The following is a 20,150-nucleotide window of genomic DNA, read 5'->3' as shown; positions in this document are numbered from 1 at the left end:
TGAAAGAGGTTCGACTCCCGGTCCAGCCGGGTGACCGCTCGCAGTTGGCGTATCAACGTCATCCCCCGAGGGCTCTATGCGGATGAGAGGACCTTGTGCCGCATGCCCGCGGCACCGGGCGTTGCTCTCGTCGACGGTTGAGGAGCCCGCGCAGGATGCGGAGACATGCGAGGCACCATCGAAGCGCACCCTACGGCGACGGAGGCGCTGCGGCCTGGTTCAGACGGCGCGCGCCGCGGCCACGACCCTGCGGCGGACGGCGTTCGCCTTCCCGCTCGCGCAAGCGCTGCGAGAGCCGCTCGGGGATGCGTGCACCCCGGCGTTGGGACTGCTGCTGATCAGGAGGGCGCCGAGGCCAGCCACGCGGTCTGCGTGGGCGACAGCTCCAGCTCGGCGGCGGCGAACGCGTCGTCGAGGTGCGTCGCGGACGTGGTGCCGACCGCGGCCAGCACGTGCGCGGGCTGGGCGAGCACGTAGGCGAGCGCGACGGCCGTCGGCGTCGTGTCCAGCTCACCCGCCAGGTCCCGTGCACGCTCGCGCCGCTCGCGGTTGCGCGGGCTGTCCCAGCCGGGGACGTCGCGACCGGCGAAGAACCCCGTGGCGAGGCTCGACCACGCGATCACCGACATCCCGAGCGTCCCCATGTCGCGCAGCTCGGACGCGGTCATCGCCAGGCAGTCCGGCCACGGCGGCGCGACCAGCTCGGCCAGCGAGAAGTGGTTGCTGAACGCGTGCAGCGCGGCGCCGCCGACTTCACGGTGCAGCGCGCGCAGCCGCTCCACCGTCCAGTTCGACACGCCGAACGCGGCGATCGTCCCGGCCGCGACCTGCTCGAGCAGCGCGTCCGCCCACGCCGTCACCGGGAGGGCCGGGTCGTCGCGGTGCAGCAGGAACACGTCGAGGCGCTCGACGCCGAGCAGCGCGCGTGCCCGGTCCACCTCCTCGCCGACCTGCGCCGGAGCGCAGCGCGGGGGATGGCAGCCCTTCGCGTAGAGCGTCACGTCGGCCGCGTCCCGCCCGCGCAGCCAGCGCGCGACCGCGCGCGAGGACTCGCCGTCCCGGTACACGTTCGCCACGTCGACGGCCCGGCCACCCGCCGCGACGAACCGGTCGAGCAGCCGCGCGTCCGGCACGTCGTAGGTCCCGAAGACGAGCCGCTGGCGTCGCATCAGTCCCCCGGTGGTGCCGTGCTGTCGCGGACCTTCAGCGCCGGCGGCACGACCACCCGCGTCGCCGAGCGCGCGCCCGCGCCGATCTCGTCGAGCAGCAGCATCAGGCTCTGGCGCCCGACCTCGTTGAAGTCCTGGTGCACGGTCGTGAGCGGCGGGGTGAAGAACTGCGCCTCGGGGATGTCGTCGAAGCCGACGACGCTCACCGTCCCGGGTACGTCACGCCCCGCCTCGTGCATGGCCCGCAGCACGCCGAGCGCCATCTGGTCGTTGGCGGCGAAGATCGCGGTCGCGTCCCGCAGGCCCGCCAGGCGCTGGCCGAGCTCGTAGCCCGAGCGCGCGCTCCAGTCGCCCGTGAGCAACGGCGGCGGGCTCGCGCCGGCCGCGGTCAGCGCCGCCATCCAGCCGTCGACGCGCTGCTGGGCCTCCAGCCAGTCGGCCGGGCCCGCGATGTGCCACACCGTGCGGTGCCCGAGCTCGAGCAGATGGCGCGTGGCGGCGGCGGCGCCTTCGACCTGGTCGACGGTGACCACCGGCACCGACTTCTCCGGGCCGGCCTCGACGGCGACGACCGGCAGTCCGGGCGGCAGGTGCACCAGCGCTTCGACCGCACGCTCCTGCGGCGTGATCAGCAGGATGCCTTCCACGCCCTGGCCGTGCAGCTGCTCGACCGCGCCCAGCACGAGGTCGCGGTCCAGCGACGTGACGCTGACGATGTTGACGAAGTACCCCTGCGCGTGGGCGGCCCGCTCGATCCCGAACAGGGTGGAGGCGGGGCCGTACAGCGTGGTGTCGAAGCTCACCACGCCGAGCGTCCGCGACCGCCCGGTCACCAGCGCACGCGCGAGTGAGTTGGGCCGGTAGTCGAGCTCGCGCATGGCCGCCAGGACGCGCTCGCGCGTCTCCGGCCGGACGCTGTCGGACCCGTTGATCACCCGGGACACGGTCTGATGCGACACGCCCGCGCGCAGGGCGACGTCGGCCATCACCGGCCGGCTTCGTCCCACTCCGCTGTTAGCGCTCATCACATACATCCATGTTCGGTCGAGGGACCTTGACAATACATGGATGTGAGCGCTAACGTGCGGGCCGCGATGTGAGCGCTAACACAGCGCTTCGCCCTGGAGGAGAGAGGAGCAGCGACGGTGTCTGACCAAGACGTCCCCCACCGCTGGAACGAGCTCACCCGTCGCACGGCCCTTACCGGCGGTGCCGCGGGCGTCGCCGCCTACGTGCTGAGCGGCTGCGGGCTCTTCGGCGGTGACGATGACCCCGATCAGGCGGCCAAGGCCCAGGGGTCGCCCGCGCCCGGCCTGTTCGGCGAGCAGAAGAAGATGCGGTTCGTGTTCGTCAACCACGTGACGACGAACCCGTTCTTCGTCCCGACCCGCTACGGCGCGGAGGACGCGTGCAAGCTCGTCAACTGCAGCTTCCAGTGGACGGGGTCCGAGAGCGCGAACGTGAACGAGATGGTCAACGCGTTCAACAGCGCGATCAGCGCGAAGGCGGACGGCATCGCGGTCTGCCTCGTGGACGAGAAGGCGTTCAACGACCCGGTGCAGCGCGCGCTGGACGCCGGCATCCCGGTCGTCGGCTACAACGCCGACGTCGCCAACGCGCGGCTGTCGTACATCGGCCAGGACCTGTTCGTGTCCGGTCAGGAGATGGGCAAGCGGATCGTCGACCTGGTGGGGGAGGGCAGAGTCGCGCTGTTCATCGCCACGCCGGGCGCGCTCAACATCCAGCCGCGCATCGACGGCGCGATCGACGCCATCAAGAAGTCGGGCGCGTCGATCAAGATCGACACGATCGCCACCGGCGCCGCGCTGCCGAAGGAGCTGTCCACGATCGACGCGTACTACGTCGGTCACAAGGACGTCAAGGGCATGTTCGCCGTCGACGCCGGCAGCACCCAGGCCGTCGCGCAGGTGATCCAGAAGTACAAGCTGCGCGAGAAAGGCGTCAAGGGCGGCGGCTACGACCTGCTCGAGCCGACGATGAAGCTGCTCCAGGCCGATCAGATCGACTTCACGATCGACCAGCAGCCCTACCTGCAGGGCTTCTATCCCGTCTTCCAGCTCTTCATGTACAAGGCGTCGAAGACGCTGACGGGTCCGTCGGAGGTCAACACCGGCCTCAAGTTCCTGACCAAGGACACCGTGGTCCCGTACGTGACGACCAAGTCGCGCTACGAGGGCAACGCGGAGACCGCGGGCGTCACGGCGTCCTAGCGCATGCCCGCAGGAGCCATCATCGACGAGCCGCCGAAGGCGGCGGCGCCGGCGCGCGAGCCCCGTCCGCGCGGCCGCGCGCTCGGCCTCGCCAAACGTCTGCTCACCCTGCGCGAGGGCAGCGTGATCGTCATCACGGTGCTGGTCGCGGCGTACTTCGCCGCGACCACCGACGCGTTCATGACGTGGGAGAACTTCAAGACGCTGCTGCCGTACTTCGCGCCGTTCGCGATCCTCGCGGCCGGCGAGGTCTTCCTGATGATCAACGGGGAGATCGACCTGTCGATCGGCGCGGTCTACCTGTTCGCGCCGTTCATGTTCCACGAGTTCTACATCGCCGGCGTCCCGCTCACGCTCGCGTTCGTGCTCGCGCTGGGGATGTGCGTGCTCGTCGGCCTGGCCAACGGGGTGCTGACGACGGTGCTGCGCATCAACTCGTTCATCACCACGCTCGGGATGCTGCTCGCGTTGACCGGCCTCACGCTGATCGTGTCCGACGCTCAGCCCGTCGCGACGCCGGGCACCGATGTGCTGGAAGGCGCGACGACGTTCGCGAAGATCTTCGGCGGCAGCACCTACTCGGAGCTGATCTGGGCGCTCGCGATCGTGGTCGCGCTCCAGCTCGTGCTGAGCTTCACGCGCTGGGGGATCTACACGGTCGCGGTCGGCAGCAACCGCGTCGGCGCGGCGGAGGCGGGCATCCGCACGCGGCTCGTGATCACCCGCAACTTCGTCCTGTGCTCGCTGTGCGCGGGGCTGGTCGGCGTGCTCGAGGCCGTGCGCACCACATCCGTGCAGCCGGACCCGAGCGGCGCCAACGAGGTGCTGTTCGGCGGCATCGCGGCGGCGGTGATCGGCGGCACGTTGCTGGCCGGCGGCTCGGGCACGGTGGTGGGCGCGCTGCTGGGCGCCCTGCTGCTCGGCGTGCTCAACGACGGGCTCATCATCACCGGCGTCAACGCCGACTACCTGAACTTCTACCTGGGCCTGGCGATCATCCTCGCGATGGCCGCGAACACCTACGTGGGGCGGGCGAGGACCAGTGCCTGACGACGTCGTCCTCCAGGTGGAGCACGTGACCAAGAGCTTCGGCCCGGTGGTCGCGCTGCGGGACCTCAACCTGACGCTGCGCAAGGGCGAGGTGCTCGGGCTGCTCGGCGACAACGGCGCGGGCAAGTCGACGCTGATGAAGATCCTGTGCGGCTTCGAGAAGCCCGACACCGGGACGATGACCCTGCGCGGCGAGCCGTACGAGCCCAAGAGCGTCGACCACGCGCGCTCGCTCGGCATCGACGCCGTCTACCAGGACCTCGCGCTGATCGACGAGTTGTCCGTGTTCCAGAACATGTTCCTGCGCCGCGAGCACGTGCACCGGCCGATTCCGTTCCTCAAGAACCGGGAGATGCGCACCCAGACGCGCACGGCGCTCGACGAGATCGGCATCAACATCCCGAACCTCAACGCGCCCGTCGCGAAACTCTCGGGCGGGCAACGGCAGGCGATCGCGGTCGCGCGCACCGTGCACTCGGCGGCGGACATCCTGCTGCTCGACGAGCCGCTCGCGGCGATGGGCGCGAAGGAGGGCGCGCGCATCCTGGACCTGATCCAGCGGCTGAAGGACTCGGGCGAGGTGGCGATGATCCTCGTGCTGCACAACTACGTCCACGTGCTCGCGAGCTGCGACCGCGTGAACCTGATCCAGGACGGCGTGATCGCGTTCGACAAGCCGACCGCCGAGACGTCGATCGAGGAGCTGACCGAGCTCGTCGTCAGCGAGTACCGGCGGGCGCGGATGGCGGCGTCATGACCTGCGTGGTGGGGGTGGACTTCGGCACGCTGTCCGCGCGGGCGCTCGTCGTCGACGCGCGCGACGGCGCCGAGCTGGGCACGGCGGTGTTCGAGTACCCGCACGGCGTGATGACGCCCGAGCCGCAGTGGGCGCTCCAGGACCCCGCCGACTACGTGGCGGCGCTCCAGCACGCCGTGCCCGAAGCGGTCGCCGCGGCCGGCGTCGACCCCGGCCAGATCGCCGGCGTCGCCACCGCCTTCACCGCCAGCTCGCCGCTGCCGACCCGCGCCGACGGCGCGCCGCTCGGCCCGGTGCGGCTGTGGAAGCACCACGCGGCGCAGCCGCAGGCCGACCGCATCAACGCGCTCGCCCGCGAGCGCGGCGAGCCGTGGCTCGCCCGCTACGGCGGTCGGATCTCGTCCGAATGGGCGGTGGCCAAGGCACTGCACCTGCTCGAGTCCGACCCGGAGCTGTACACGCGCACCGACCGCTGGATCGAAGCGGCCGACTGGATCACCTGGCGGCTCTGCGGGCGCGAGACGCGCAACGCCGCGCTCGCCGGGTACAAGGCGATCCACCAGGACGGCACGTACCCGAGCGCGGACTTCCTGCGTGCGCTCGACGACCGCTTCGCCGACCTGCTGTCCAAGCTCGACGGCCCACTCCTGCCGCTCGGTGCACCCTCCGGCACCCTCTCCCCCGAAGCGGCGGCATGGACGGGCCTGCGACCCGGGATCGCGGTGGCGGTGGGCAACGTCGACGCCCACGTCACCGCACCCGCGGCCCAGGCCATCGACCCCGGGCAGCTGCTGATGATCATGGGCACGTCCACCTGCCACGTGATGAGCGCGGACCGCCTGGCCGAGGTGCCGGGCATGTGCGGCGTCGTGCGCGACGGCATCGTCGGCGGCCTGTACGGCTACGAGGCGGGCCAGACCGGCGTCGGCGACTGCTTCGCGTGGCTCGTGGACCTGGTCGGCGGCGACCACGAGCGCCTGTCGCGGTTGGCGAGCGCGCAGGAGGTCGGCGCGCACGGCCTGCTCGCGCTCGACTGGCTGAACGGCAACCGCTCCGTGCTCGTCGACCACGAGCTCAGCGGCGTGTTCGTCGGGCTCACGCTCGCCACCCGCCCGGAGGACCTCTATCGCGCGCTGGTGGAGGCGACCGCGTTCGGCACGCGCGTGATCCTCGACGCGTTCACCGCGGCCGGGCTGCCGGCGGGCGAGCTGATGGCCGCGGGCGGGTTGATCCAGAACCCGTTCGTGATGCAGGTGTACGCCGACGTGACGCGGATGCCGATCCACGTGATCGGCTCCGAGCAGGGCCCGGCGCTCGGCGCGGCGATGCACGCCGCGGTCGCCGCCGGCCTGCATCCCGACATCCGTGCGGCGTCGGCTGCGATGGGCTCGCTCGTGCGCGACGCGTACGTGCCGGACGAGGCACGCGCCGGCGCCTACGACGCGCTGTACGCGCGCTACGTCCGCCTGCACGACCACTTCGGCCGGGGCGGCGACGACGTCATGCACCGGCTGCGGGAGGTGCGCCCACGGGAGCTGGCCCATGGTTGACGACCTGCGCCGCGAGCTGTGCGCGTTGCACGCCGAGCTGCCGCGCAACGGGCTGGTCGCCTGGACGAGCGGCAACGTCTCCGCGCGCGTCCCGGGCAGCGACGAGCTGCTGGTGATCAAGCCCAGCGGGATCGCCTACGACGACCTGCGGCCCGAGCGGATGGTGCTGTGCGACTTCGACGGCGTGCCCGTCGAGGACGCGCTCGCGCCGTCGAGCGACGCGGCCACGCACGGGCACATCTACCGCGAGCTGCCGGACGTCGGCGGGATCGCGCACACGCACAGCCCGTACGCCACCGCGTGGGCGATCCACGGCGAGCCGATCCCGTGCGTGATGACGGCGATGGCCGACGAGTTCGGTGGCGAGATCCCGGTCGGCCCGTTCGCGCTGATCGGCGACGACGCGATCGGCCGCGGGGTCGTCGAGACGCTCGCGCACCACCGCTCGTGCGCGGTGCTGATGCGCGCCCACGGCGTGTTCACCGTCGGCCGCGGGCCGCGGGACGCCGTCAAGGCCGCCGTGATGTGCGAGGACGCCGCGCGGGTCGTGCACGCGGCGCGCTCGCTCGGTCCACTCGTGCCGCTCGACGCCGAGAGCGTCGACGCCCTCTACCACCGCTACCAGAACGTCTATGGCCAGCACTGAAACCCACGCTCCCGTGCTCGCCCCGCCCGAGGCCACGCCGCCCCGCGTCGGGATGCTCGGGGTGATGCAGGACCTCTACGACGTGATGCTGCCCGGCATCACGGCGCGCCAGGGCGCGTTCGGCGAGGACGTCGCCGCGGCCCTGGCGGACGTGGCGGACGTCGACGCCGGCGCACCCGTCAAGGACCGCGACGGGATCGAGGCGCGCGTGCGCGAGCTCGAGCAGCGCGGCGTCGACGGCCTGCTGGTGGTGATGCTCACCTACGGGCCGGCGATGCGCGTCGCGCGGGCGCTCGCGCGCACGCCGCTGCCGGTGTGCCTCGCGAACATCCAGCCGGTGCCGGACGTCACGTCCGCCTGGGACATGGGCGACCTCACCTACAACCAGGGCATCCACGGCGCGCAGGACACGGCCAACGCGATGGTGCGGGCCGGTCGGCCGTTCACGGTCGTCACCGACGACTGGCGGAGCGACGCCTTCCGCGCGGCGATCGGCGCGTGGGCGCGCGCGGCGGCGGCGGTCTCCCGCTGGCGCGAGCTGCGGATCGCGGTCATCGGCTACGCGATGAACGGCATGGGTGACATCCGCGTGGACGAGCACGCGCTGCTGCGCTCGCTCGGGCCGCAGGTCGACGCGCTCGCCCCGGGCGCGCTGCACCGCGCCGCGGGGGCCGTCGAGGCAGACGAGGTGGCGGCGCTGCTCGCGGCCGAGGACGCGCAGTTCGAGGTGGACCCGCGCCTGCTGCCGGCCGAACGCGAGGAGCACGCGCGGATGCAGCTCGGCCTCGAGCGCGTGCTGCGCGAGGGTGGCTACGGCGCGTACTCGGCGCACTTCGGCGCGATCGCCGAGGACGGCCGCTTCGGCCGGCTCCCGCTCGCGGCCGCGTCGAGCCTGATGGCGACGGGCTACGGCTACGGCGCCGAGGGCGACGCGCTCACGGCGGCGCTGATGTGCGCCGCGCGGACGCTGCTGGGCGAGACCCAGTTCACCGAGATGTACGCCATGGACTTCGCCACCGACTCGATCCTGATGAGCCACATGGGCGAAGGCAACTGGCGCCTCGCGCGCCCGGATCGGCCCGTGCGGCTGATCAAGCGGCCGCTCGGCATCGGCGGGCTTGGCGACCCGCCGACGTTCCTCTTCCAGTACGCGCCCGGCCCGGCGACGCTCGCGACGCTCGTCTCCCTCGGCGGTGAGCGCTTCCGGCTGCTGGTCGTGGAAGGGGAGGTGCTCGACACCGCCGAGCTGCCGCACCTCGAGATGCCGTACGGGCACTTCCGGCCGGACTCCGGAGTGCGGGACTGCATGGACGCCTGGCTGCGCCTCGGAGGCCCGCACCACCAGGTGCTCAACCCCGGCCGGCAGGCGCACGCCTGGCAGTTGTTCAGCGAGCTCGCAGGGCTCGAGCTCGCCGTCATCTAAACCCCAGGAGGAGCAAATGACCAGGCTGCTGGTCGCCGTGCTCTGCACGGCAGTCATGAGCGGCGCGCTGTCCGCGCCCGCCGGTGCGAGGTCCAAGACGGGTGGGGGTGGCCTGAGCGTCACCAAGGCCGGCTTCGGGAACCTGCCGGCGAGCATGGGCGGCACCGCGATCGACCGCTACACGCTGCGCAACAGCAACGGCATGACGGTGTCGATCCTCACCTACGGCGGGATCGTGCAACAGCTGGTCGCGCCCGACCGGCGCGGGCGCCCGGCGAACGTCGTGCTCGGATTCGACTCGATCGACGGCTACACGAGCGACGCGTACGTGAAGTCCAACCCGTACTTCGGCGCGATCATCGGCCGCTACGGCAACCGGATCGGCGGCGCGAAGTTCACCCTCGACGGGACCACGTTCACCCTCGACGCCAACAACAACGGCAACACGTTGCACGGCGGCTTCAAGGGGTTCGACAAGCAGGTGTGGTCGGCCGAGGCGGTGCGGACCTTCAGGTCCGTGGGCGTGAAGCTCACGCGGGTCAGCGCCGACGGCGAGGGCGGCTTCCCGGGCCGTCTGCCGGTCACCGTCGTCTACTCGCTCGACAACCGCAACCGGCTGCAGATGGACTACAGGGCCACGACCGACAAGCCGACCGTGGTCAACCTCACCAACCACGCGTACTTCAACCTGGCCGGTGAGGGCTCGGGCTCGATCGAAGGCCATCTGCTGCGGATCAACGCCGACCGCTACACGCCGGTGGACGCGGGGCTGATCCCGACCGGCGCGACGCCACCGGTGGCCGGCACGCCGTTCGACTTCCGCGCCTTCACGCCGATCGGCGCCCGCATCCGCGGGAACGACCAGCAGCTCGTCTACGGGCGCGGCTACGACCACAACTTCGTGCTCAACCCGAACCGCGGGCACGACCTGAACACGGCCGCGCAGCTCGTCGACCCGGGGAGCGGGCGCATGCTGACCGTGCTGACCGAGGAGCCCGGGCTGCAGTTCTACTCCGGCAACTTCCTCGACGGCACGCTGTACGGCACCAGCGGCCGCCAGTACCGGCAGGGCGACGGGCTGTGCCTGGAGACCCAGCACTTCCCGGACTCGCCGAACAAGCCCGGCTTCCCGTCCACGACGCTGCGCCCGGGCCAGACGTACGCGACGACGACGGTCTACGCGTTCTCGACCGTCGGCTGAACCGCCGCCCGGCCGCCTCCTTCGGAAGGATCGAGGGAGGCGGCCGGGTAGAGCCTGCCCATGCAGACACGGACACTGGGACGGACCGGACACCAGATCTCGGAGATCGGCTTCGGCGCCTGGCAGGTCGGCGCCGACTGGGGCGACGTCGACGAGGACACCGCGATCAAGACGCTCCACGCGGCGGCCGACGCCGGCGTGACGTTCTTCGACACCGCCGACGTGTACGGCGACGGGCGCTCGGAGCGGCTCGTCGGCCGGCTGCGGCGCGAGCGCGACGGCATCGTGGTGGCGACGAAGATGGGCCGGCGGCTCGAGCAGACCGTCGAGAACTACTCGCCCGAGCACTTCCGCGAGTGGAACGACCGGTCGCGCGAGAACCTCGGGATGGAGACGCTCGACCTCGTGCAGCTGCACTGCCCGCCGACCGACCTGTACTTCCACCCGGAGGTGTTCGAGGACCTCGACCGGATGGTCGAGGAAGGGCGGATCGCCGCCTACGGCGTGAGCGTCGAGCGCGTCGAGGAGGCGCTGAAGGCGATCGAGTACCCGAACGTCGCGAGCGTCCAGATCATCTTCAACCCGTTCCGCCAGCGGCCGGCGGGGCTGTTCTTCGCCGAGGCCGCGCGCCGCGGGGTCGGCGTGATCGTGCGGGTGCCGCTCGCCTCCGGCCTGCTGTCGGGCAAGTACACGCGCGAGACGACGTTCGCGGCCGACGACCACCGCACGTTCAACCGCCAGGGCGAGGCGTTCGACGTGGGCGAGACGTTCGCCGGCGTGCCGTTCGAGGTCGGCCTCGACGCGGTCGAGGAGCTGCGCCCGCTCGTGGGCGGCGACGCGACGCTCGCGCAGTTCGCCCTGCGCTGGATCCTCATGCACGACGCGGTCTCCACCGTCATCCCGGGCGCGCGCTCGCCCGAGCAGGCGAGCGCGAACGCGGCGGCCGCGGACCTTCCGGCGCTGGACGCGGCGACGATGGAGCGGGTGCGCGCGGTCTATGGCGAGCGCATCGCGCCCTACGTGCACCAGCGCTGGTAGGCCTACTGGAAGATCTGCGCCCAGGTCTTGACCTCGAGAGCGGGGTCGACCACCGCCCGGTCCTTGAAGTCCGGCAGCTCGGTGCAGCACAGCAGGTCCAGGTGGAGCGGGGCGCCGAGGCCCCGCACCACCTGCCCGAGCGTGCTGCGGAAGGTCGGCGCCAGCCGCCCCCACTGACGGGTCGTGAGGTCCATCACGAAGCACGGCGGCGACGTCGTGGCCCACAGCTTGATGTCCGGCTTCACGGACCGCGGGCCGGCCAGCACCGGCTCTTGGTGGTACCCGCTGATCTGGGTGGCGATCTGGCGCTCGGTCACGGTCGGGTTCTGCACCAGGGCCTTGAACAGCGCCGCGGCGACGGGCGGCTCCAGCGACTCGCCGAAGTTGCCGCGATACTGGACCTCCTGGTCGGCGCCCAGCTCGAACGAGCCGAACTCGGACAGCGCGCCGTGGCAGAGCAGGACGAGGTTCATGCGATCACTCCTCGATGGGGTCGGGTTCGTCGGCGTCGGGCGTCTCGAGGACGTCGTCCTCGTGGTCGTCGTCGAACGCCGGGTCGGGGTAGTCCACCTGTCCGGGTGCGTCGAAGTCAGGTGGCAGGGCACGCGGGTCGGGGTCGCTCATCGGCTCACCAGCTTCTTCAGGTAGTCGTGCCGGACACGGCGCTGATGCTTGTCCCAGCCGTCGGACCGAGCGGCCTCGGCGATCCGCGCCAGCTGCGCGCGGATGTCGCGCTTGGCTGCCGCCGCACGTGTCAGGTGTGACTGGTCGACCTTGCTCCAGCCGCCGTGGCGGCGGGCGATCCGGCGCTCCTTCACCAGGATGTTCCGCGCGGCGCGCTCGCCGTCCGTGAGCGCGTGGTAGGGGTGCGGCCGGGGCTTGGGGCGGTTGCGCCCGACGGCCGGATAGGTGCCGGGGTGGAACGTGCAGTGCCACGCCTCGCTGGGCGCGTCGCTGCTGAGCTTGCCGCCGCGGATGCCCCATCCGAACTCGTGCCCGCACGCCCGCACCGCGGCCTGCATCGCCGGCGACGGCAGGTCGACCGCGATGCCCCAGCCGTGGTTGGAGGTGCCCGGGCGCGCCGCCAGGGCACCTCCACCGCGCTGGTAGAGGTTCCAGAAGTACTCCTGGTCGGCGTACGGCCGGTACGCGGTGCGGAACGAGGTGGGGCAGATCCACACGCCCTTGGTCTTGCCGATGTAGGCGCGCATCGCGAGCCACGCCTCGGCGGCGTCCTTGCGCAGGCGCCCACCGGGGATGTCCGCCAGGTCGGCGTCGGCGAGCTTGCCGTTCAGTGCCATGTCTTCCTCCAGTAAGTGCACGGGTGAGCGCGCATGTGTGTGTAAGTCCGTCAGGTGTGCGGACGCAGATCGACCTGCCGGGCACGGCCGTAGAGCAGCTGCCGGTCGGCGAGGCCGTTCAGGCCCCCGTTGATGCGCCGCGTGAGCCCGACGAAGTCATCTTTGTCACACAGCTCGTTGCAGCCGTGGTCCTTCCACCACTGGCCGGAGACGAGCTCGCTGTAGGGCGACCGCTCAAGCAGCTCCGGGTGCGCGGTGAGGTCCAGGCCGAGCGCCTTGCCCATGGCGGCGTAGTTGGCCCGGCCGGTGATCATGATCCGGCCGCGGCCCTTGAAGCGCACGCCGTCGCCGCGCCGGGTGTTGCCGAGGTCCTTGCGGCCCTCGTAGGCGGCGCCCGACGCGTACTCGCGGCTGGTGCGGAAGTTCGCGGACTCGTGCGCCCACTGGGCGACGGCCATCGCGGCCCGGCGCTCGGTGGTGATGCCGTAGCGCGTGAACGCCTCACCGAGGCCGGCGGCGATCCGCGCCGCGTCCGCCGCGCTCAGGTTGGGGCAGACGTGCCGCAGCGCGGCGGGGCTGATCGTGGTGTCGCTCATGGTCACCTCGCGGGAGGGCTGATCAGGGGTTGTGGGTGCTCGTCCGACGCGTCGTCGGCGTCCTGCGGCGCGACGGGGAGGAGCGTCCCGACCATCCGGCCGAGGTCCTCGGCGAGCTGGTCCGGGGTGCCGCCGGCGCGCGCCTGCTGCTCGAGCCGCCGCAGGTGCCCGACCAGCTCCAGCCGCTCCAGCCGCGCCCGGTCGGACGCCTGCGCGAGGTCCGCCGCGCGGCGCGCCGCACGCAGCTCCCGCGAGTCGGCCCGGACGAGGGACTCGACGGCGCCGACGAGCCGCTCGAGGATCCGGTAGAGCACCGAGGCCGAGAAGCCGCCGAGCAGGGCGAGCAGCGGGCGCGAGATCCCTTCGGCCTCGGCGTCCGCGCCGAGGGGGACCAGGGCCGGCAGCAGCAGCCCGGCCATCAGGCCGAGGATGAACCGCAGCCAGTAGCTCGACTCGAACTTCGGGTCGTACGTGCCCTCGGCGATGTACCGGTAGGCGGTGAAGAGCGCCGAGAACGCCGCTCCCAGCCCGCCGGCGGCGAGGAAGAACAGCTCGTTGACCAGCAGGCTCAGCCCCGTCGAGTTGAGGATGTCGCCGCCGGTGCCGTTGACGTAGTCGGTCGTGGAGAGCGCCACGAACGCCGCCAGCAGCACGAGCACCGCCACCAGCATCTGGCGGACCAGCCGCACCGGCCCGAGCATGGCCAGCCGTGAGCGCCGCCCGTGCGAGAGCAGCAGGATCGTCCGCGGCGTGGCCGGCGCGACCAGCCGCACCAGCTCCGCGTGGGCCCGCGCCAGCCGGCGCAGCAACGCCGGGGTCGGCGGCTCGAGCTCGCCCTCGCCGCCGGCGCGCCGGTGCGTGCACGCCAGCTCGACGGTCTCCACGACGGCCTCGGGCACGACGATGCCGGAGGCGAGCGCGTGGCGGAGCATCGCCTCCGCGGCGCCGAGCATCTGCTGCGCGGGGGTGTGCTGGACGGTGGCGCGACGTCTGGTCGGGCGCATCGGAGGCTCCTCGGGCCGGGCATGGCGCCGCCCCGGAGCGGTGCGCTCCGAGGCGGCACGCTGCGCGCGCCTCAGGGGGTGAGCGCGGCCTCGGCGTCGGTGGCGTGCGTGGAGCCCGGCCAGACGCCGGAGAGGTCCACGTGCCGCGTGCCGTCGTACCAGGTGCCCAGCGGCGTGTCCCAGTGGAAGGACTTGTGCTCGTCGCTGAACATGCCCTTGAACGACAGGCGCAGGTTGATGTTGGTGGCGTCGAGCGGGATCGCGCCGATCGTCGCGATCAGGCCGCCGGACACCGACGTGTCCTGCTTGACGTGCCCGCGCGGCGTGTCGTAGTTGAGCTCGCCCTTGACGATGTAGGTGCCGCCGTGCTGGTTGTTGAGCACGAGCTGGAAGGAGCCCAGGTGCATCGTCCAGTTGGGGATGATCGTCCGGCCCTCGAAGGACGCGAACCGGTACGCGATCGGCACCGGAGCGTCGGCCACCTTGCCGCTCTGGTCGGGCCAGATGTGCTGGTCGACGCTCTTGTCCGAGGTCGCGCTGGTGTAGGAGCCCTTGCCCTCGACCTGGCCGACGAGCTGGTTGACGGCGGACGCCGAGCCGCTGATCGAGTACGTCGTGTTGTCGCTCTGGGCGGCGACGTTGAGCCCGCTGCGCGCCCAGATCACGCTGGAGATCACGCCGAAGCCCTGCGAGATCCCGTTGCCGTTGGACATGCCCTGGGCGGACGCCTGCTGCTGCAGCCAGTCGTACTGCTGCGCGAGCAGGTCGCCGAGGCCCTTGACCGTGTCCTCGGATTCGATCGAGAACTCCGACACCATCGAGCCGGACCGCTCCAGACCCCAGCTGACCTTCAGGCCGGCGGAGATCTTGGTGCCGGTGTCGGGGTCGACGCCTGACCCGTCGAGCGAGGCGTCCGCCTGCTGACGCGAGACGTGCTCGGACATCAGCTGCCACTTCGAGGGCAGCGGGCTCTTGCTGACCCGGCCGTCCAGCCCCGGCATCTGGTCCTGGACGAGCGTGAACTCCCCGGACGCGGGATCGACGACGCCGACCGCGCCCGCCCGGATGTCGGGGCTCAGGCCCCAGTTGCCCCAGTGCGCCCGCCGGCTGCGGCGGATCAGCTGTGTGAACGCGGCGTTGTAGCTGGTCATCGCTGAGACCTCACTTGAGTGTGTGGTGTCGCCCAGCGTCGTCGCGCAGCTCGACTCACTCACAGTGAGTCGTCCGGAGGCGCTGACATGCTGAGCGCCGACGCCTCGGTGAAGCATCGGCCATTGGGAGAACTAACCCATGCCCGGCGAGGCGTCAAGGGGGCCGAAAATCCGCATCAGCCCTTGGCGGACCGCGCTTTCATGGCGACGGATTTAAGTGCAAAGTCGGGCTGCTTTCCGGAGTGCATGACAGCAGTCAGGAGTTCTCTGTTTAAACCTCTGGTGTGTGTTATGCGTACGCACTCTGCATTCAGTCGCACCGGTGAGACGGTGCGAGCGGGGAGCGGTGATGGGCGAGGATGTGTCCCTGGTGAAGTACGGAAGCGCGACGGCTCGGGGCTTTCGCGCACGTCGTGGTTTGACCTTCGACGAGTGGATGTCGGCGGGCCGCCAGATCGCCCGCATCTCGACCGCGTCCGCGTGGTGGATCGGTGACTGGCTGTCCTACGGCGAGTGCGCGTACGGCTCGCGGTACCGGATCGCCATCGACCTGACCTCGTTCGACTACAAGACCCTGCGCAACTACGTCTGGGTCGCCCGCCGGTTCGAGCTGTCCCGCCGGCGGGACTCGCTGAGCTTCCAGCACCACGCGGAGGTCGCGGCGCTCGCGGAGCCCGAGCAGGACCTGTGGCTCAGCCGCGCCGAGCGCGGCCGCTGGTCGCGCAACGAGCTGCGCCGGCAGCTCGCCCACGCGCGGGAGACCGGTGACGTGGCCGTGGCCGAGCACGTGATCGTCGTGCGGATCCGGGTGCCGCGGGAGCGGGAGCTGCAGTGGCGCGAGGCGGCCGAGGCGAGCGCGCAGCCGCTCGGCCTCTGGATCGCCGCGGCCGCCGACGCGCTCGTCCGCACGAGCGAGCCGCGCGCGCCGCGATGACCCGCTGGCTGCTGAACACGTTCCCGACCTGGGCGCTGGTCCCGTTGGTGATCGGCCCGTTCCTGCTGTTCGCGGTGGCCGGGTTCGCGCTCGTCGGCCACCGTGCGCGAGGCCCGCACACGGGCGGTGAGGCGGCCGGCGTGCTGATCGGCGTGGTCGGCGCGGTCTACGGCATCGTGCTCGCGTTCGTGGTCGTCGTCCTGTACCAGGACTACCAGGACGCCGGCGCCACCGTTCGCGCCGAGGCCACGGAGATCGAGCAGGTGACCCGCCACTTCGGCGCGTTCGACGCCGCCGCGCAAGCCGACGTCGCCCGCCGGCTGGACGCCTACACGCGCGTCGTGGTCGCGTCCGAGTGGGAGCAGATGCGGGACGGGCGGCTGAGCCCGCAGGCGTGGCGCGAGATCGACGGCCTGTACGCGGCGGTGCAGCGCCATCCGCCGCGGAGCGACGTGCAGGGCGTGTTCTACGAGGAGACGATCGCGACGCTTGACGCGCTGGTCGCCACGCGGCGTGAGCGGCTGCGGTTCGCCGAGGAGCGGCTGCCGGCCGCGCTGCAGGTGCTGATCTTCGGCGGCGCGTTCGTGCTGATCGGGTTCACGTTGCTGGTCGAGGCGGCGTCCACGCCGCTGCAGCGCGCCATGGTCGTCGTGGTCGCCGGCCTGATCGGCCTGAACCTGCTGCTCGTGGTGCTGCTCGACCACCCGTTCTCGGGCGAGCTGTCGGTGTCGAGCCACGCCCTCGTCGAGCGGGCCACCGAGCGCTGACCGCCGGCGTCAGCGCAGGGTCGCGATGGTCGCGAAGCGTCCCACGTCGCGCGCGACGCGCCAGGAGTAGAACTCGTCCAGCGCGGTCGCCGTGGAGATGCCGGCGACCTCGATCCGCTCGACGCCCGCCGAGCGCAGGTCGTGGGCGTTCGCGCCCCACAGGTCGAAGTACGCCTTGCCGTCCTCGGGGTGCGGGCGCAGGAGCGGGGCGTCCTCGCCGTACGCGGCCCGGGCGCGCTCGACCACGTCCGTGCCGACCTCGTACTCGTCGGGGCCGATCGACGGGCCGATCGCGGCCAGCAGCGTCGCGGGGTCCGACCCGAAGCGGCCGGCCATGGCGCGCACCGTCGTGGAGGCCAGCCGGGCCACGGTGCCCTGCCAGCCCGCGTGCAGCAGGCCGAGGGCGTGGTGGACGGGGTCGTACAGCAGCACCGGGACGCAGTCGGCCATGATCACGCACAGCGGCAGGCCGGGCGTGTCGGTGATCAGCGCGTCGGTGCCCTCGACGACGCCGGGCGCGTCCACGGCGGTGACGACGTCGCTGTGGACCTGCACGCACCAGGCGGCCTCGCGCGGCACGTCGTAGGCGCCGAACACCCGGTCGGCGTGGGTGTCGCGGGCGGCACGGCTGAGGTCGATCCCGCCGAGCCGGGTCGTCACGAGCGCGTCGACGCGCTCAGGCAGCGACTCGAAGCGGTAGACGCGCAGGCCGTCGCGGTCGTCAGGCCGCACGGGCGAGCTCCGCGAAGTGGTCCCCGCGCGCCGCGAAGTTCCGGTGGGTGTTGAAGCTCGGGGCGGCGGGGGAGAGCAGGACGACCGTGCCGGGGCGCGCGAGCCCGCGGGCGGCGGCCACCGCCGCCGGGAGGTCGGCGACCATCCGGGCGTCACCACCCGCGGCCCGCACGGCCTCGACGAGCCGCGAGCCCGTGTCCGGCAGGCCGAGCACGTGGGCGCCGCGCGCGGCGAGCGCGACGCCGAGCGCGCCGTAGTCCTGCTCGCGCTCGAAGCCGCCGCCGATCAGCACGACGTCCGCCTCCGGGAAGGACTCGACCGCGAACTTCGCCGCCTCCGGCTCGGTGGAGATGCTGTCGTCGACCCAGCGCACGCCGCCGGCCTCGTGCACGACCTGCAGCCGGTGGTCCAGGCCGACGAAGTCGGCCAGCGCGGCCTCGGGGTCGTCCACCGATAGGCCGACGGCTTCCAGGGCCGTGAGCGCCCCGCAGACGTTCAGCGCGTTGTGGCGACCGATCAACGGGAGCGCCCGCACGACGACGTCCCCGCGCACGACGGAGCCGTCCTCGGCCACGTGCCAGCCGGGCGAGGAGCCGAACGTGCGCAGCTCCGCGGCGCCACGCGGCGCGGCCATGACGAGCGGCGCGGTCGCGTTCAGCACGCACCGCCGCACACCGGGCAGCGCCAGCAGCCGGAGCTTGTCGGCCCGGTACGCGTCCACGCTCCCGTGCCAGTTGACGTGCTCGGCGTAGACGTTGCCGACGACCGCGGTCTCGGGGCCGGCCTCGAGGTCCGCGATCTGGTAGCTGGACAGCTCGATCACCGCCAGCGCGTCGTCGTCGAGCAGGTCGAGCGCCGGCGCCCCGATGTTCCCGCCGAGCCGCACGTCCACGCCGGCCTTCGCGATCAGGTGCGCGATCAGCTTCGACGTCGTCGACTTGCCCTTGGTGGCGGTCACGCCGATCACATCGCGGCCTTCGCGCTCGGCCATCCACAGCGCGGTCGGCGTGGTCGTGCGCAGCCCGCGCAGCTCGGGCCGGTAGATCGACACGCCCGGGGAGCGCACCACGACGTCGCAGCCCGCCAGCGCTTCGGGCGCGCCCGCCGCGTCGACCACCCGCGCGCCGTCCGTCAGCTCCGGCGCCTCCGCCGGCTCCTCCAGCACCACCACCGCGATCCGCGCGCCGGGCAACCGCTCAGCCACGTGCCGCGCGAACGAGCGCGTCTCGAGGCCGGCGCCCCAGACGCCGAGCGTCAGCCCGTCAAGCGCGGAGAAGCGCATGCACGTGGTCGATCAGCTCGTCCGGCACGTTGTGCGCGTCGCTGAGCGAGAGCGCCGACGACACGCGCCCGGAGTCGTCGCCCCGCACCGCCAGCACCTCGGCCACGAGCTTGGCGACCACCGGCCGGGTGCGCCAGCGCGGGTCGGCGGCGAGCAGCGAGATCGCGGCGAGCGACTCCTCCTCCTCGCCGACGCACTCGAACGGCTTGTGGCCGCCGGTCGCCGTCAGGAGCGCGAAGCCCTCGTACTGGTCGAGGTCGTCGAGCATCGCCGTGCCGAAGATCGCCTCCATCGCGGACGGCTCCATGAACGGCGCCAGCACGAGGAAGACGAAGCGGCACTTCGGGCAGTTCCCGCACCAGGACGACAGCCGCAGCTCGGGGTCCAGCCGGAAGATCGCGTTGCAGCTCGTGAACGCGGCGTGGTACTGCGGCAGGCCGGCGAACGTGCGCGCGATGCCCAGCTCCGACGCGGGGCGCAGCAGCGAGAAGAGGTCCACGGGCGCGCCGGTCTCGGCGATCGCGCCGCGCAGCAGCGCCTCGGCGCGCGCGCTCTTGGAGAACTGGTGGTTGACCTCGACGCCGTCGTAGACCACGTTGCCCGCGGACGCCGAGCGCTCGTTGGCGAGCGTGACCGTGTCGTAGCCGTTCAGCGCCGCGGTCAGCAGCGCCACGCAGGACACGATCGCCGTGATCGGCACGTGCCCGTTGAGCGCGCCCGACCGGTTGAGCTCGCCGAGCTGCTGCAGCGGGAGCCGCCGCTGGGCGACCAGCCGCTCCACCTCGGCCACGGCGGCCGTGCGCTGCATCGCCGGGTCGTCGCGGACCGAGAACAGCGTGAAGTCCAGTCCCGACCGGCGCACGATCTCCAGCGCCACGATCGAGTCCTTGCCGCCGCCGACCGGCACCAGCACGCGGGTGGGGACGCGGCGCACGGGCTCGCCGGCCGCCTTGGCGCCGTCGCGCGGGAATCGCGGCCGCGGCAGCTTGCCGAGCTGGTTGACGACCGCGAACTCGCCGAGCCCCTCCGAGTACAGCGCCTCCAGGAACGACGCGGCGGCGGGCCCGGGCGCGCCGGTCTCGCACGCCACCTCGGGCGGCGCCGCGGTCTTGTAGTAGCTGACGCCCGCGACCCAGTGCAGCAGGTCGAGGATCGGCTCGGCTGCGGCCAGGTCGGCGCCCGGCGCGACGGGCACCTCGAACGTCTCGACGAACTCGTGCTCGTCGTCGAGGGCGTACGCGAGGCGGACGGCGCCGTCGGCCGAGAGCGAGCGTTCGGTGAAGCGGAACGTGCGGTACTTCGAGGGGTCGAACAAACC

Annotated in this window: 21 protein-coding genes; 10 read left to right on the top strand and 11 right to left on the bottom strand. The window is 72.1% G+C overall.

Features of this window, described 5'->3' with window-relative positions:
- Window positions 1-338 precede the first annotated feature (338 nt).
- A complete protein-coding gene (locus tag C8N24_RS32680; RefSeq protein WP_121258538.1) occupies window positions 339-1,169 on the bottom strand; it encodes an aldo/keto reductase in 831 nt (276 codons plus the stop codon).
- Window positions 1,169-2,155, bottom strand: a complete 987-nt coding sequence (locus tag C8N24_RS32675; protein WP_121258535.1) for a LacI family DNA-binding transcriptional regulator — start codon at window positions 2,153-2,155, stop codon at window positions 1,169-1,171. Before C8N24_RS32675 ends, C8N24_RS32680 begins: the two co-directional genes overlap by 1 nt.
- 159 nt (window positions 2,156-2,314) lie before the next feature.
- Between C8N24_RS32675 and C8N24_RS32670 the strand changes: the two genes are divergently transcribed.
- From C8N24_RS32670 to C8N24_RS32635, 8 genes are read left to right on the top strand one after another with little or no spacing between them, the layout of a single operon-like run.
- A complete protein-coding gene (locus C8N24_RS32670; RefSeq protein WP_211340251.1) occupies window positions 2,315-3,400 on the top strand; it encodes a sugar ABC transporter substrate-binding protein in 1,086 nt (361 codons plus the stop codon).
- A gap of 3 nt (window positions 3,401-3,403) precedes the next feature.
- Window positions 3,404-4,450 carry an ABC transporter permease gene (locus C8N24_RS32665; RefSeq protein WP_121258533.1) on the top strand — a complete coding sequence of 349 codons (1,047 nt, stop codon included), beginning with the start codon at window positions 3,404-3,406 and terminating at the stop codon, window positions 4,448-4,450.
- Window positions 4,443-5,207: an ATP-binding cassette domain-containing protein gene (locus tag C8N24_RS32660; RefSeq protein WP_121258531.1), complete on the top strand. Its 765-nt coding sequence runs from the start codon at window positions 4,443-4,445 to the stop codon at window positions 5,205-5,207. The genes C8N24_RS32665 and C8N24_RS32660 overlap by 8 nt, the downstream gene beginning before the upstream one ends.
- On the top strand, window positions 5,204-6,757 hold the full coding sequence (locus tag C8N24_RS32655; RefSeq protein ID WP_121258529.1) for a ribulokinase: 1,554 nt from the start codon (window positions 5,204-5,206) through the stop codon (window positions 6,755-6,757). The genes C8N24_RS32660 and C8N24_RS32655 overlap by 4 nt, the downstream gene beginning before the upstream one ends.
- Window positions 6,750-7,403 carry an L-ribulose-5-phosphate 4-epimerase gene (locus C8N24_RS32650; RefSeq protein ID WP_121258527.1) on the top strand — a complete coding sequence of 218 codons (654 nt, stop codon included), beginning with the start codon at window positions 6,750-6,752 and terminating at the stop codon, window positions 7,401-7,403. The genes C8N24_RS32655 and C8N24_RS32650 overlap by 8 nt, the downstream gene beginning before the upstream one ends.
- Window positions 7,390-8,826, top strand: a complete 1,437-nt coding sequence (locus tag C8N24_RS32645) for an L-arabinose isomerase family protein (protein ID WP_121258525.1) — start codon at window positions 7,390-7,392, stop codon at window positions 8,824-8,826. Before C8N24_RS32650 ends, C8N24_RS32645 begins: the two co-directional genes overlap by 14 nt.
- Window positions 8,827-8,842: 16 nt before the next feature.
- Window positions 8,843-10,027, top strand: a complete 1,185-nt coding sequence (locus tag C8N24_RS32640; protein ID WP_121258523.1) for an aldose epimerase family protein — start codon at window positions 8,843-8,845, stop codon at window positions 10,025-10,027.
- A gap of 60 nt (window positions 10,028-10,087) precedes the next feature.
- Complete coding sequence (locus C8N24_RS32635) at window positions 10,088-11,065, top strand: aldo/keto reductase (RefSeq protein ID WP_121258521.1); 978 nt, start codon at window positions 10,088-10,090, stop codon at window positions 11,063-11,065.
- Between the two features lie 2 nt (window positions 11,066-11,067).
- On the opposite strand, the gene C8N24_RS32630 is transcribed toward C8N24_RS32635, so the two are convergent.
- From C8N24_RS32630 to C8N24_RS32610, 6 genes are all read right to left on the bottom strand, one after another.
- Entirely contained in the window at window positions 11,068-11,538 is a 471-nt protein-coding gene (locus C8N24_RS32630) for a hypothetical protein (protein WP_121258519.1), read from the bottom strand.
- 4 nt (window positions 11,539-11,542) lie between these two features.
- Entirely contained in the window at window positions 11,543-11,689 is a 147-nt protein-coding gene (locus C8N24_RS34485) for a hypothetical protein (RefSeq protein ID WP_170179583.1), read from the bottom strand.
- On the bottom strand, window positions 11,686-12,366 hold the full coding sequence (locus C8N24_RS32625; protein ID WP_121258517.1) for a M15 family metallopeptidase: 681 nt from the start codon (window positions 12,364-12,366) through the stop codon (window positions 11,686-11,688). The genes C8N24_RS34485 and C8N24_RS32625 overlap by 4 nt, the downstream gene beginning before the upstream one ends.
- Window positions 12,367-12,416: 50 nt before the next feature.
- On the bottom strand, window positions 12,417-12,962 hold the full coding sequence (locus C8N24_RS32620) for a glycoside hydrolase family 19 protein (RefSeq protein WP_147448109.1): 546 nt from the start codon (window positions 12,960-12,962) through the stop codon (window positions 12,417-12,419).
- A gap of 2 nt (window positions 12,963-12,964) precedes the next feature.
- Entirely contained in the window at window positions 12,965-13,966 is a 1,002-nt protein-coding gene (locus tag C8N24_RS32615; RefSeq protein ID WP_121258513.1) for a hypothetical protein, read from the bottom strand.
- A gap of 71 nt (window positions 13,967-14,037) precedes the next feature.
- Complete coding sequence (locus tag C8N24_RS32610) at window positions 14,038-15,117, bottom strand: hypothetical protein (protein ID WP_121258511.1); 1,080 nt, start codon at window positions 15,115-15,117, stop codon at window positions 14,038-14,040.
- A 361-nt stretch (window positions 15,118-15,478) separates the two neighbouring features.
- Between C8N24_RS32610 and C8N24_RS32605 the strand changes: the two genes are divergently transcribed.
- On the top strand, window positions 15,479-16,051 hold the full coding sequence (locus tag C8N24_RS32605; RefSeq protein ID WP_342794848.1) for an LmbU family transcriptional regulator: 573 nt from the start codon (window positions 15,479-15,481) through the stop codon (window positions 16,049-16,051).
- A complete protein-coding gene (locus C8N24_RS32600) occupies window positions 16,048-16,818 on the top strand; it encodes a bestrophin-like domain (RefSeq protein ID WP_121258506.1) in 771 nt (256 codons plus the stop codon). Before C8N24_RS32605 ends, C8N24_RS32600 begins: the two co-directional genes overlap by 4 nt.
- Window positions 16,819-16,827: 9 nt before the next feature.
- Here the strand turns inward: C8N24_RS32600 and pgeF are convergent, their stop codons facing one another.
- Genes pgeF through C8N24_RS32585 form a run of 3 tightly spaced genes read right to left on the bottom strand, consistent with a single transcriptional unit; the run spans window position 16,828 to window position 20,147 of the window.
- Window positions 16,828-17,550 (bottom strand): peptidoglycan editing factor PgeF, encoded by a 723-nt coding sequence (pgeF, locus tag C8N24_RS32595; protein WP_121258504.1) that lies wholly within the window; start codon window positions 17,548-17,550, stop codon window positions 16,828-16,830.
- Window positions 17,540-18,832 carry a UDP-N-acetylmuramoyl-L-alanine--D-glutamate ligase gene (gene murD / locus C8N24_RS32590; protein ID WP_121258502.1) on the bottom strand — a complete coding sequence of 431 codons (1,293 nt, stop codon included), beginning with the start codon at window positions 18,830-18,832 and terminating at the stop codon, window positions 17,540-17,542. The genes pgeF and murD overlap by 11 nt, the downstream gene beginning before the upstream one ends.
- Entirely contained in the window at window positions 18,813-20,147 is a 1,335-nt protein-coding gene (locus tag C8N24_RS32585; protein ID WP_121258500.1) for a MurL-like N-terminal domain-containing, read from the bottom strand. Before C8N24_RS32585 ends, murD begins: the two co-directional genes overlap by 20 nt.
- Window positions 20,148-20,150: the final 3 nt, after the last annotated feature.

The sequence above is a fragment of the Solirubrobacter pauli genome (assembly GCF_003633755.1).
In the GTDB taxonomy this organism is placed as follows: domain Bacteria; phylum Actinomycetota; class Thermoleophilia; order Solirubrobacterales; family Solirubrobacteraceae; genus Solirubrobacter; species Solirubrobacter pauli.
The sequence above is the reverse complement of the archived record's forward strand: the minus strand, read 5'-3'. Positions and strand labels throughout refer to the sequence as shown.